At 69.4% G+C, this 11,913-nt stretch carries 13 protein-coding genes; 6 read left to right on the forward strand and 7 right to left on the reverse strand.

What is annotated here, in order from left to right; genetic code table 11:
* Nucleotides 1-8 precede the first annotated feature (8 nt).
* Nucleotides 9-266, forward strand: coding sequence for a DUF2631 domain-containing protein (locus tag RCP80_RS15915; protein ID WP_308478594.1), 258 nt, complete (start codon nt 9-11; stop codon nt 264-266).
* Between the two features lie 4 nt (nt 267-270).
* Here RCP80_RS15915 and rlmN read toward each other — a convergent pair whose 3' ends face one another.
* The 4 genes from rlmN to pyrH all read right to left on the reverse strand — a co-directional run bounded on the left by rlmN (nt 271) and on the right by pyrH (nt 3,650).
* Nucleotides 271-1,365: a dual-specificity RNA methyltransferase RlmN gene (rlmN, locus tag RCP80_RS15920; RefSeq protein ID WP_308478595.1), complete on the reverse strand. Its 1,095-nt coding sequence runs from the start codon at nt 1,363-1,365 to the stop codon at nt 271-273.
* Nucleotides 1,366-1,426: 61 nt separating this feature from the next.
* The gene (locus tag RCP80_RS15925) at nt 1,427-2,293 is read right to left on the reverse strand and encodes a phosphatidate cytidylyltransferase (protein WP_373693358.1); all 867 of its coding nucleotides are present in this window, start codon (nt 2,291-2,293) and stop codon (nt 1,427-1,429) included.
* A 20-nt stretch (nt 2,294-2,313) separates the two neighbouring features.
* Complete coding sequence (gene frr / locus RCP80_RS15930) at nt 2,314-2,871, reverse strand: ribosome recycling factor (RefSeq protein ID WP_308478596.1); 558 nt, start codon at nt 2,869-2,871, stop codon at nt 2,314-2,316.
* 50 nt (nt 2,872-2,921) lie between these two features.
* Nucleotides 2,922-3,650, reverse strand: a complete 729-nt coding sequence (pyrH, locus tag RCP80_RS15935) for a UMP kinase (RefSeq protein ID WP_308478597.1) — start codon at nt 3,648-3,650, stop codon at nt 2,922-2,924.
* A gap of 209 nt (nt 3,651-3,859) precedes the next feature.
* Between pyrH and RCP80_RS15940 the strand changes: the two genes are divergently transcribed.
* The 5 genes from RCP80_RS15940 to RCP80_RS15960 are packed head-to-tail and all read left to right on the forward strand — an operon-like array spanning nt 3,860 to nt 8,682.
* Nucleotides 3,860-5,431, forward strand: coding sequence for an ABC transporter substrate-binding protein (locus tag RCP80_RS15940; protein ID WP_308478598.1), 1,572 nt, complete (start codon nt 3,860-3,862; stop codon nt 5,429-5,431).
* Complete coding sequence (locus tag RCP80_RS15945) at nt 5,404-6,447, forward strand: ABC transporter permease (RefSeq protein ID WP_308478599.1); 1,044 nt, start codon at nt 5,404-5,406, stop codon at nt 6,445-6,447. Before RCP80_RS15940 ends, RCP80_RS15945 begins: the two co-directional genes overlap by 28 nt.
* A complete protein-coding gene (locus tag RCP80_RS15950) occupies nt 6,444-7,283 on the forward strand; it encodes an ABC transporter permease (protein WP_308478600.1) in 840 nt (279 codons plus the stop codon). The genes RCP80_RS15945 and RCP80_RS15950 overlap by 4 nt, the downstream gene beginning before the upstream one ends.
* 2 nt (nt 7,284-7,285) lie before the next feature.
* Nucleotides 7,286-8,053: an ATP-binding cassette domain-containing protein gene (locus tag RCP80_RS15955; protein WP_308478601.1), complete on the forward strand. Its 768-nt coding sequence runs from the start codon at nt 7,286-7,288 to the stop codon at nt 8,051-8,053.
* A 26-nt stretch (nt 8,054-8,079) separates the two neighbouring features.
* Nucleotides 8,080-8,682, forward strand: a complete 603-nt coding sequence (locus RCP80_RS15960) for an ABC transporter ATP-binding protein (protein ID WP_416223204.1) — start codon at nt 8,080-8,082, stop codon at nt 8,680-8,682.
* On the opposite strand, the gene RCP80_RS15965 is transcribed toward RCP80_RS15960, so the two are convergent.
* The 3 genes from RCP80_RS15965 to rpsB form a co-directional block, all read right to left on the reverse strand.
* Entirely contained in the window at nt 8,670-10,076 is a 1,407-nt protein-coding gene (locus tag RCP80_RS15965; protein ID WP_308478603.1) for an amidase, read from the reverse strand. The genes RCP80_RS15960 and RCP80_RS15965 overlap by 13 nt on opposite strands.
* 102 nt (nt 10,077-10,178) lie before the next feature.
* Nucleotides 10,179-10,994, reverse strand: a complete 816-nt coding sequence (gene tsf / locus RCP80_RS15970; protein WP_308478604.1) for a translation elongation factor Ts — start codon at nt 10,992-10,994, stop codon at nt 10,179-10,181.
* A gap of 21 nt (nt 10,995-11,015) precedes the next feature.
* The gene (rpsB, locus tag RCP80_RS15975; RefSeq protein WP_308478605.1) at nt 11,016-11,888 is read right to left on the reverse strand and encodes a 30S ribosomal protein S2; all 873 of its coding nucleotides are present in this window, start codon (nt 11,886-11,888) and stop codon (nt 11,016-11,018) included.
* Nucleotides 11,889-11,913 lie beyond the last annotated feature (25 nt).

The raw sequence follows: 11,913 nt of genomic DNA on the forward strand, positions 1-11,913 counted from the left end.
TGTCTCCCATGGTCAGCACCGAAGTTGAGCGCTACGACAACGACGTCGACCCCGCCGACGTGCCGTCGGCGAAGTGGGGTTGGAGCCGGGTCAACCACCGCACCTGGCACATCACCGGTTTCGTCATCGCAATCTTCCTGCTCGCCACGATGCACGGCGCTCATCCCGGCAACGTGGAGAACATCTTCGTGATCGGGTTCGCCGTGGCCGTGCTGGTCATCACGATCCGCGACATGGTCGGCCGCCGACGCGGCTGGCTGCGCTGAGCGCCTAGCCCTCTTCGGCGGCCAACTGGCCGCAGGCGGCCGCGATCTCGCGCCCCCGGGTGTCCCGGACCGTGCAGGACACCCCGTGCGCGCGCACCCGCCGCACGAATTCCCGCTCCACCGGTTTGGGACTGGCGTCCCACTGACTGCCGGGCGTCGGATTCAGCGGGATGAGGTTGACGTGGACCAACGGACCGAATGCCGCACGCAGCTTCTTGCCCAGCAGATCCGCGCGCCATGGCTGATCGTTGACGTCGCGGATCAACGCATACTCGATCGACACTCGGCGCCCGGTCACGTCCGCGTAGTAGCGGGCCGCGGCCAGGGTCTCGGAGATCGCCCACCGGTTGTTGACCGGCACCAGGGTGTCGCGCAGTTCATCGTCGGGGGCGTGCAGCGACAGCGCCAGGGTGACGCCGAGCCGCTCGTCGGCGAGGCGCCGGATCGCCGGGGCCAGCCCGACCGTCGACACCGTCACCGACCGCGCCGAGATCCCGAATCCGTTCGGCGGCGCGTCGATGATGCGGTGCACGGCGGCCAGCACCCGGTTGTAGTTGGCCAGCGGCTCGCCCATCCCCATGAACACCACATTCGACAGTCGCCCGTCGAAGTCGTCGCGCATGGTCGCCGCGGCCAACCGCACCTGCTCGACGATCTCGGCGGTCGACAGATTGCGGGTCAGACCGCCCTGGCCGGTCGCGCAGAACGGGCAGGCCATCCCGCAGCCCGCCTGTGAGGAGATACACACCGTGCTGCGCTCGGGGTAGCGCATCAACACCGACTCGAACGTCGTGCCGTCGGCGGCGCGCCACAAGGTTTTCTGCGTTTCGCCGGCATCGCAGCCGATGTGCCGGACCACGCTCAGCAGCGTGGGAAACAGCGCCGCACCGACCTGATCGCGCACCGCGACGGGCAGATCGGTCATCAGCTGCGGATCGCCGATCAGCCGGCCGTAATACTGGTTGGCCAGCTGCTTGGCCCGAAATGCCGGCAGTTCCAACTCGCCCACGGCGTCGGCGCGCGCGGCGGCATCCAGGTCGGCGAAGTGCGCCGGCGGCTTTGCCCGCCGCGGCGCCTCGAAGACCAATTCCTGCTTCATCACCGCCCAGTATCCCGGTTGAGGGCGGCCAGCACCCAATCGTGGACCGGGTACGCGCGTGTCAGGCCAGCAGCGAAAGCACGATCCAGGTGGCCACCGCCGACGGCAGGATCGAGTCGATCCGGTCCATCAGGCCGCCGTGGCCCGGCAACAAGGTGCCCATGTCCTTGATCCCCAGATCCCGCTTGACCTGGGACTCCACCAGATCGCCGAGGGTTCCGGTGATGACCAGCATGATCCCCAACGGGATGCCGATCCAGGCCGGCTTGTCGAGCAGGACGGCGACCGCGAACACTGCCGCCGCGGTGCCGAACACCAATGACCCCGCGAAGCCCTCCCACGACTTCTTCGGGCTGATCGCCGGGACCATGGTGTGCTTGCCGAAGAGCACGCCCGCGGTGTAGCCGCCGATGTCGGAGAACACCACGGCGAGCACCATGCAGAAGACCCGGGCCCAGCCGTCGGCCGGATACACCAGCAGCACCCCGAAGGCGCCGCACAACGGTATCCAAGCCGCCAGGAACACCGTCACCGACACATCGCGCAGATAGTTCTGCGGTGGGGTCTTGAGACCATGGGCCAGCAGCCGCCAGACCAGACACACCAGCACGGTGCCGCCGAAGGCGCCCAGCGCACCGGCCGCGCCGAAGGGCCAGGTCAACCAGATCATGGCCTGGCCGCCGACCAGCAGCGGCAGCACCGGGATCGCATAGCCGCCGTCGCGCAGCCGGCGCACCACCTCGTGGGTGGCGATCGCGATGGCGACCGCGACCACCGGAATCCACACGTAGGGCACGTACAGCAGGATCGCGATGAGCGAGGCGCCGAGGGCGACGCCGACGGCGATCGCCGCGGGGAGGTTCCGTCCGGCCCGGGACGTCTTGGGGGGCGGCCCGCCGGAAGCCGGGCCGGGTTCAGTCTCTGCCACGAGCACAATTGCCAAAGGCCTCAGACCTCCAGCAATTCACCTTCCTTGTGTTTGACCAGGTCGTCGATCTGAGCGGTGTACGTGTGCGTGGTCTTGTCGAGGTCCTTCTCGGCCCGGGACACCTCGTCCTCGCCGGCGTCGCCGTCCTTCTTGATCCGCGCCAGTTCCTCCATCGCCTTGCGACGGATGTTGCGGATCGCGACCTTGGCATCCTCGCCCTTGGCCTTGGCCTGCTTGACCAGGTCGCGGCGGCGTTCCTCGGTCAGCTGCGGAATGCTCACCCGGATGATGTTGCCGTCGTTGGTGGGGTTGACGCCCAGGTCGGACTTGCGGATGGCGTCCTCGATGTTGCGCAGCTGCGAGGCCTCGTAGGGCTTGATCACGACCATCCGCGCCTCGGGCACGTTGATGCTGGACAGCTGGGTGATCGGGGTCATCGCTCCGTAGTACTCGATGTTGATGCGGGAGAACATGCCCGGGTTGGCCCGGCCGGTGCGGATGGACGCCAAATCATCGCGCGCCACCGTCACGGCCTTTTCCATCTTCTCCTCGGCGTCGAAGAGTGCCTCGTCGATCATCGCCTGATCTTCTCCCGTCGCTTCCTGTTCAGCCCTGATCGCACCCGTGCTCAGGTGGTGACCAGTGTTCCGATCTTCTCACCAGCGACTGCCCGAGCGATATTGCCATCGGTCAGCAGATTGAAGACCAGGATCGGCATGCCATTGTCCATGCACAGCGAGAACGCGGTGGCGTCGGCCACGCGCAGCCCCTGGTCGATGACCTCACGGTGGGAGATCTCGGTGAGCAGTTCGGCGTCCGGGTTCTCCCGGGGATCGTCGGTGAAGACGCCGTCCACGGCCTTGGCCATCAGGACCACGTCGGCGCCGATCTCCAGGGCGCGCTGCGCGGCGGTGGTGTCGGTGGAGAAGTACGGCAGCCCCATGCCGGCGCCGAAGATCACCACCCGGCCCTTCTCGAGGTGACGCTGGGCGCGCAGCGGGATGTACGGTTCGGCGACCTGTCCCATGGTGATGGCGGTCTGAACTCGGGTGTCGATGCCTTCCTTCTGCAGGAAGTCTTGCAGCGCAAGGCTGTTCATCACGGTGCCGAGCATGCCCATGTAATCCGAGCGGCTGCGTTCCATCCCGCGCTGCTGCAACTGGGCGCCGCGGAAGAAGTTGCCGCCGCCGATCACCACGGCCACCTGCACGCCGCTGCGGACCACGTCGGCGATCTGGCGGGCCACCTGCGCCACCACGTCGGGGTCCAGTCCCACCGCGCCGCCGCCGAACATCTCGCCACCTAGTTTGAGCAGGACACGCTGGTATTTGGGGCGGACTTCTGCGGCATCGGTCATGGTCGGCCCCCTCAGGCTGGAAGCGCTCTTCTTGCACGGAAGCACCACCCCGGGCGGGCCGAGACGGCTGGAGCCCATCCTGCCTCATCGCCAGGCCCGATTCGGCCGCGGGGGTTTGTGCGGTGCGTCGCGGCGGGGCGCCTGCGGCGCCGACGGCGGCCCAGCGGTAACATCACCTGTCTACCTGAACAGATGAGCGGAAGGCCGGCATGCGGGCTCGAACGATAGTCACCCTCGCGGCGATCGGTGCGCTGCTGACCGGCTGCGCCGGCGCGACCGAGCCGCCGCCCGATCAGATCGTGCTGGCCGAGGGCCAAGAGCTGGGCGGCTTCAATCCGGTGAGCGGTTATGGCGAGCAAGGGGTTTCGCCGCTGTATGACGGCCTGCTGCGGCCGGCGGCCGACGGCGACGCGCTGATCCCCGAGTTGGTCCCGGCCCTGGCCGAGGGTGCGCCCGAATCGGTGGGGCCGCGTCGCTGGCGGCTGCCGCTGCGGACCGATGTCACGTTCTCCGACGGCAGCACGTTCGATTCGGCCGACGTCGTGGCCACCTACGGGGCGCTCAAGGACCCGGTCGTGGCGTCCGAGATCTCCACCAACGTCGACGCGATCGCCGACGTGGCCGCCGACGGACCGGATGCGGTGATCGTGACCATGCGCACCGACGCCAACCCCGAGCCCTACCTGCTGGCCGGGATCGTGCCCGCGGAGCGGGTCGAGGCCAAGCCGGCCGCGGACTGGGCCTTGAACACCGCCCCGGTCGGCACCGGACCCTATGTGTTGGAGAGCCTGCGACCTGATCAGGCCGTGATGGTCGCGCGCGACGACTACTGGGGCGAGCGGGCGCAGGTCGCCCGGATCGTCTACACCCACACCCCCGACGACAACGTGCGCGCGCAGCGGCTCAGCACCGGCGAGGTCGACGGAGTCAGCCTGCCGCCGCGGCTCATCGACTCGCTGCAGGGCGACGACATCACGACGGTGGCGGTCAAGTCGGCAGACTGGCGCGGGGTGTCCTTCCCGGCCGGCAACGCCTTCACCGCGGACCCGCAGGCCCGGTTGGCGATGAACCGCGGCATCGACCGCCACGCCCTGATCCGCGACGTGCTCAGCGGCTACGGCCGCCCGGCCCATACGCCGGTGGCCGACGTCTACGGCGCGGCCTACAACCCGCAGGCCGTCTTCGCCTTCGATCCCGCGGCGGCGACCGGACTCCTCGACGCCGCAGGTTGGCGCCCCGGCCCCGGCGGAGTCCGCGAAAAGGACGGCGCGCGAGCCGAGTTCGAGCTGCTCTACAACGCCGCCGACACCGTGCGCCGGGATTTGGCCGTCGCGTTCGCGGCGGCCGTCAAGCCGCTGGGCATCGCCGTCCGGACCCGTGGCACCAGCTGGGACGAGATCGACACCAGCTTCGAACGTTCCGCGGTGCTCCTCGGCGGCGGCTCGACGCCCTACAGCATCGATGCCCAGGTGTACGACACGTTGCACACCCGGCTGCCGAACTCCTCGCCGTACGCCAATCCCGGAAACTTCACCTCCCCCGGACTCGACGAGCTGCTCGATGAGGCCAGGCAGCTGCCCGACGGAGCGGCCAAGGACGAGCTGTACCGGCAGGTCCAGGCCAGCTACCTGAGCCGACCCAGCAACGTGTTCCTGGCGTTCCTCGACCACACCTACGGCTACCGCGAGTCGGGCTGGAACCAGAGCGCACCGATCCTCGAGCCGCATTCCCACGGTGTCGCGTGGGGCCCCTGGTGGCGATTGAACGCATGGACGCGTTGACCGCGATCGCCGTCGACGACCGCCTCGCCACCCGGCGCGGCGAACGGCTCGGCGCGGCGGGCCGGTTGCTCGCGATCCGCGCGGCCATCGCCGTTCCGGTGACGGTCGCGGTGTCGGCGGCCATGTTCGCGGTGGCCTCGCTGTCCCCGTTCGATCCGCTGGTGGCCTACCTCGGCGACCGCTATCAGACCGCGACCCCGTCACAGCGCGAGGAGTTGCGCATCGCCTACGACGTCGGCCAGCCCTGGTGGCAGGCGTGGTGGCAGTGGCTGGGCGGCCTGGCCCGCGGTGACCTCGGCTGGTCCTCGACCCAGTCCCAAGCGGTGAGCACCGTGCTGGCCGAACGGATGCCGTTCACGTTCGCGCTGTCCGGGTTGGCGTTGATCATCGCCGCCGCGCTGGCCATCGCCCTGGGATGTCTGGCCGGGATGCGGCGTGGGCCCGTCGACAAGCTGTGCACCGGCTTCGCCGTCACCTTCGCCGCCGTTCCCCCGTTCGTGGTGTCGCTGGCGCTGGTCACGGTGTTCGCGGTCGGACTGCATTGGCTGCCCACCTCCGGGGCCCGACCGCCGGGCGGCCAGTACACCGTCGCCGGTCTGCTGACCTACGGGTTGCTGCCGCTGATCGCACTGACCGTCGCGCAGATCCCGTGGCTGCTGTTGACCACCCGCGCCGCGGTGTTGGAGGCCTGCGCATCCGATGCGGTGCGGGCCGCCCGGGCCCGCGGCGTGCACGGCTGGCCGTTGCTGCGCTCCCATATCGCGCCGGTATCCGTGCTTCCCACGTTGGCGTTGCTGGGCACCCGGCTGCCGGAACTGATCGCCGGGGCAACGATCGTCGAGACCGTGTTCGGGTGGCCCGGTGTCGCCGCGGTGCTGGTGGATTCCGCCGTGGCGCTGGACTTCCCGTTGATGGCGGCGCTGACGGTGGGCGCGGCGTTCGCGGTGCTGGTGGGATCGGCGATCTCCGATGCGGCCGCGGTGGCCCTGGACCCCCGGATCGAGATGCGCGCATGATCACCGTCCCTCGCACCGGCACGCCGCCGCGTCGGCTGTCCTCGTTATGGCCCGTCGCCGTGCTGGCGCTCATCGCGCTCGCCGCGGTCCTGATCCCGGTGTTCGCCGGCGAACAGGGCGCCGACTTCGCCGCGGCGTTGCGACCACCTGGACCCGGAAATCCGTTGGGCACCGATCATTTCGGCCACGACCTGCTGGTGCGCTGCGCGCAGGGCCTCCAGATCTCCTTGCTGATCGCCGCGGTGTGCGCGCTGATTTCCACCGTGCTCGGCGTGCTGATCGGCACCACGTCGGCCCTGGTCGGCGGCTGGCTCGACGCCGTGGTGATGCGGGTGGTCGACGGTTTCAACGCGCTGCCGCATCTGGTGCTGGGCATCGTGATCGCCGCGATGTGGCGCGGCGCGCCGTTGGCCATCATCGCCTCGATCGCCCTGACCCACTGGCCCGCGGTGGCCCGGGTGGTGCGGGCGGAGTTGCTGGCGGTGACCGATGCGGGTTGGGTGCAGACCTCGCGACTGGCCGGGGCCTCGCGCTGGTTCGTCGCCCGCCACCACTTGTTACCCGCGGTCACCGGCCAGGCCGTGGTGGCCATGGTGATGCTGTTGCCGCATGCGGTGTGGCACGAGTCGACGTTGTCGTTCCTGGGGGTGGGCCTGTCCCCCGAACAGGCCAGCCTGGGCACGCTGCTCGGGCAGGCGCGCGGCGATGTGCTGACCGGCGCCTGGTGGACTCTGGTGGTCCCGGCCGCGGCCCTGATCGTGACCGCACTGACCTTCTCCGCAGCCGGATCGATGCTGCGTCAACGCAATTCCCCGCCAACCGGACAGGTGTGGTAACCATGGGCTCAATAGCCGCCTTGGAGCAACTCACCGTCGACATCGCGACCCGGCCGGGCCGACGCTCCCCCAGCGTGCAACCGCTGTGCGAGGTCGATCTGAGCGTGAACGCGGGAACGGTGACCGCGCTCATCGGCGAATCCGGTTGCGGCAAATCCCTGGTCGCCGCGGCGCTGTGCGGACTGCTGCCGCCGGGATCGCGGGTGCGCGGCCGAATCATGTTCGACGGCAACGACCTCGCCCACGCCGGCGAGCGCTGCTGGCGACCGCTGCGCGGGCACCGGATCGGACTGGTCCCGCAGTCACCGGCGACGTCGTTCACCCCGGTGAGCACGATCGGCAGCCAACTCGCACAGGTGTGCCGACTGCTCGGGTCCGACCGCACGGCGGCCGAACTGCTCGCCGCCGCACACCTGCCCGCGGCCAGCGGCAGCCGGTACCCACATGAACTCTCCGGGGGGATGGTCCAGCGCGCGGCCCTGGCCGCGGCGCTGGCCGGACGGCCCGACGTGCTGGTCGCCGACGAGCCGACCTCGGCGCTGGATCCCGACAATGCCGCGCTGGTCTGGCAGCTGCTCTCCGACGTGGCCGCCGACGGGGTCGCCGTGCTGGTGATCACCCATGATCTGCCCTCGCTGCTGGCGGCGCAGGTGTGCGACGACATCGCCCTGATGCGGGCGGGCACCATCGTAGGACGCGCGCCGGTCAGTGAGTTTGCTTGCAGCACCGACGCTTACGCCGGCCGATTCTTCGCCGGGGCGCTGCTGTGAGCGTCGCGGTCCTGCACGCCGACCGCGTGTCGGTCAGTTTCCCGGGCCAACCCGTGCTGCGCGACGTCACCGTGCGCGTCGGCACCGGGGACACCCTGGGGGTGCGCGGACCGTCCGGCTGCGGCAAGACCACGCTGCTGCGGGTACTGGCCGGGCTGCATGCCCCGGACGCGGGCACGGTCCGCTACTCCGGGTCCCCGGCGCCCGAACCCGGCGCCCTGGCGATGCTCGCCCAGCACCCCCGCCAGGTGTGCAACCCGCGCTGGACGCTGGAACAGATCGTCACCGAGCCCGCCCGGATCCGCGGTGGGGCCACCGTCGGCACGGCCGAGGCCGTCGACCGGGTCGGACTGCCGACCGCGTTGCTCGACCGCTACCCGGCGCAGGTCAGCGACGGGCAACTGCAGCGGGCCTGCCTGGCGCGGGTGCTGCTGCAGCAACCGCGCTATCTGCTGTGCGACGAGCCGACCGCGATGCTGGATCCCATTGCCGCCGAGGACATCACCGAACTCCTCGGCCGGCTCTCCGAACAGGCCGCGGTCGTCGTCGTCAGCCACACTCGGACCCTGATCGGCGCGCTGGCCGACACCGTGCTGGAACTGACGCCCGAGCCCGCTCAGCTGTCCTGAATCCGCGCGAACGGGGCCGCGGCCTCGAGTTCGAACGCCAACTCCAACAGTCTGGCATCCTGCCCCAGCGGCGCGCTGAACATCATTCCGATCGGCAGCCCCGTGCTGGACTGGGCCAGCGGCAGCGAGATCGCCGGATCACCGGTGATGTTGTGCAACGGGGTGAACGCGACCCAGTCGATGAGCCGGTCGATGACCTGCTCGTAGTCCGCCATCGGGTCCAGCGCCCCGATCGGCGGGGTCTCATGGGCCAGGGTCGGGGTGAGCACCACATCGAAGCGCCGGTGCACCGCGGCAAGGCTGCGTCGCGTGGTGGCCAGCCGGGCGATCGCGGTCGGTATGCGATGCAGATTGCGGGCCGCATGCCGGTCCAGGCCCAGCGACAGGTTGTCCAACCGGGTTCGGTCGAAGCTCGCCCCGAACCTCTTGCGGCCACCGCGCACCAACGCCATCGACAGCAGCGCCCAGTACAGCACGAAGTCGTCGACGAAGGATGGCCGCACCGGTAGCTCTTCGAGCGGCTCGACATGGTGTCCGAGGGTCTCCAGCAGGGCCGCAGCCTTGAGCGTCGCCTCGCGGACCTCCGGTGCGCTGTCGCGGCGAATCGACCGGGTCACCACCGCGATGCGCAACCGCTGATGGGCGGGTCCGGTGACATCGCCGATCGCGGGCAGTCTCCGGTTACGCCAGGCGCGTTCAGCCTCCCGATAGAACGCGGCGGTGTCGCGCACCGAGCGCGTCAGCACACCGTTGGCGACGATCTTGATCGGCATCTCGGCGTGCTCGGCCTCCAACGGCAGCCGGCCGCGGGACGGCTTGAGTCCGACCAGTCCGGTGCAGGCGGCCGGGATTCGGATGGAGCCGCCCCCGTCGTTGGCGTGCGCGATCGGCACCGCACCGGTCGCCACCAACACCGCCGACCCCGACGAGGACGCTCCGGCGGTGTGCTGCGGATGCCACGGATTGCGGACCGGGCCCAGCCGCGGGTGTTCGGCGCTGGCGCTGAAGCCGAACTCCGACATCTGGGTCTTGCCCACGATGTTGAGGCCGGTCGCGAAGAACAGCCGGGTGAAGTCGCCGTCGGCGGCCACCGGAAACGGGCGCCACGCGTCGCTGCCCTTCATGGTGGGCAGGCCCGCCACATCCGAGTTGTCCTTGATCGCGGACGGCACCCCGTCGAAGAACCCGCCGTAGGGGCGGTTCGCGCGGGCCCGGGCGCGGTCGAAGGACTCGCCCGCCAACGCGTTCAATGCCGGATCCACCCGGGCGGTCCGGTCGATCGCGGCCTCGATGGCCTCGCTCCGCGAGATCGTGCCCGCCTCGATCGCCTCGGCCACCGCCACCGCGTCCAGTTCGCCCAGCGCGTCGTCGCCGAAGACCTGCATGTGTGCCATCGCCCGACGCTAGCAGCCGCGCATAGGCGAAACCCCGCGCCGCCGGGGTCGCCGGCATGGCGCGGGGTTTCACAATTGAGCGGTGGGTGCGCCGCTCAAGTCTCAGGCTTGGCCGACCTCGAACCGGACGAACCGGGTGATGGTCACGCCGGCCTCGTCGAGCAGGGCCTTCACGGTCTTCTTGCTGTCGGACACCGACGCCTGCTCGAGCAGCACGACATCCTTGTAGAAGCCGTTGACGCGACCCTCGACGATCTTGGGCAGCGCCTGCTCGGGCTTGCCCTCGGCCTTCGCGGTCTCCTCGGCGATACGCCGTTCGTTGGCCACGACGTCCTCGGGCACGTCCTCACGGGTGAGGTACTTGGCCTTCAGCGCGGCGATCTGCAGCGCTGCGGCGTGCGCGGCCTGCTGATCGGAACCGGTGTACTCCACCAGCACGCCGACCGCCGGCGGCAGGTCAGCCGCCCGCTTGTGCAGGTAGGTCGCGACCGTGCCGTCGAAGTACGCGGCGCGGCGCAGTTCGAGCTTCTCACCGATCTTGGCGGACAGGTCGGCGACGGCCTGCTCGACGGTGCCCCCGCCGAGCTTGGCTGCCTTCAACGTGTCGACGTCGCCCGCCTTGGCCGCCACGGCGGCATCGAGGATCTGGCCGGCCAGTTCCTGGAATTCGGCGTTCTTGGCGACGAAGTCGGTCTCGGAGTTCAGCTCGATGAGCGCGCCGTCCTTGGCCGCCACCAGACCCTCGGCAGTGGCGCGCTCAGCGCGCTTGCCGACGTCCTTGGCGCCCTTGATGCGCAGGATCTCGACGGCCTTGTCGAAATCGCCGTCGCTCTCAGCCAGCGCGTTCTTGCAGTCGAGCATTCCAGCGCCGGTCAGCTCCCGAAGTCTTTTGACATCGGCAGCGGTGTAGTTAGCCATGTAAGCCTTCTCCTGAAGAAATTACGAAGCGTCAGTGGTGGGTTCGGTGACCGTCGCGGTGACGGTGGCCGTCGCGGCGGTGCCCTCGGTGGGCGCGGCGGCCGTGCCCTCGGCAGCCCCGGCCGTGGCGGTGGCCAGCAGTTCCTGCTCCCACTCGGGCAGCGGCTCTGCGGCGGCCTGCGGCTTGTCATCGGCGGCGCCGGCACCGGCGCGCGCCTGCAGCCCCTCGGCGACGGCCGACGCGATGACCTTGGTCAGCAGCGCGGCCGAGCGGATGGCGTCGTCGTTACCCGGGATCGGGTAGTCGACCAGGTCGGGATCGCAGTTGGTGTCCAGGATCGCGATGACCGGGATGTTCAACTTGCGCGCCTCGCCGACGGCGATGTGTTCCTTGTTGGTGTCGACGACCCAGACGGCCGAAGGCACCTTCTGCATGTCCCGGATGCCGCCGAGGCTGCGCTCGAGCTTGTTCTTCTCGCGGGTCAGCATCAGGATTTCCTTCTTGGTGCGACCCTCGAAGCCACCGGTCTGCTCCATGGCCTCGAGTTCCTTCATCCGCTGCAGGCGCTTGTGCACCGTGGAGAAGTTGGTGAGCATGCCGCCCAGCCAGCGCTGGTTCACATAGGGCATGCCGACGCGGGTCGCCTCTTCGGCGATGGATTCCTGGGCCTGCTTCTTGGTGCCGACGAACATGATCGACCCACCGTGGGCGACGGTTTCCTTGACGAACTCGTACGCCTTGTCGATGTAGGTCAGCGTCTGCTGCAGGTCGATGATGTAGATGCCGTTGCGGTCGGTGAAGATGAACCGCTTCATCTTGGGGTTCCAGCGACGGGTCTGATGCCCGAAATGAGCGCCGCTGTCGAGCAGCTGCCTCATGGTTACGACGGCCATGGTGAATGCCTATCCAGTTCTTGTC

Origin of the sequence: Mycolicibacterium sp. MU0053, from assembly GCF_963378095.1 — a bacterium.
Taxonomy (GTDB): Bacteria; Actinomycetota; Actinomycetes; order Mycobacteriales; family Mycobacteriaceae; genus Mycobacterium; species Mycobacterium burgundiense.

Coding starts and splice junctions, on each gene's coding strand:
- RCP80_RS15965 (WP_308478603.1), bottom strand. CDS start 10,076: ATGGCACACATGCAGGTCTTCGGCGACGACGCGCTGGGCGAACTGGAC.
- RCP80_RS15940 (WP_308478598.1), top strand. CDS start 3,860: ATGCGGGCTCGAACGATAGTCACCCTCGCGGCGATCGGTGCGCTGCTG.
- pyrH (WP_308478597.1), bottom strand. CDS start 3,650: ATGACCGATGCCGCAGAAGTCCGCCCCAAATACCAGCGTGTCCTGCTC.
- RCP80_RS15915 (WP_308478594.1), top strand. CDS start 9: ATGGTCAGCACCGAAGTTGAGCGCTACGACAACGACGTCGACCCCGCC.
- RCP80_RS15955 (WP_308478601.1), top strand. CDS start 7,286: ATGGGCTCAATAGCCGCCTTGGAGCAACTCACCGTCGACATCGCGACC.
- rpsB (WP_308478605.1), bottom strand. CDS start 11,888: ATGGCCGTCGTAACCATGAGGCAGCTGCTCGACAGCGGCGCTCATTTC.
- tsf (WP_308478604.1), bottom strand. CDS start 10,994: ATGGCTAACTACACCGCTGCCGATGTCAAAAGACTTCGGGAGCTGACC.
- RCP80_RS15950 (WP_308478600.1), top strand. CDS start 6,444: ATGATCACCGTCCCTCGCACCGGCACGCCGCCGCGTCGGCTGTCCTCG.
- rlmN (WP_308478595.1), bottom strand. CDS start 1,365: ATGAAGCAGGAATTGGTCTTCGAGGCGCCGCGGCGGGCAAAGCCGCCG.
- frr (WP_308478596.1), bottom strand. CDS start 2,871: ATGATCGACGAGGCACTCTTCGACGCCGAGGAGAAGATGGAAAAGGCC.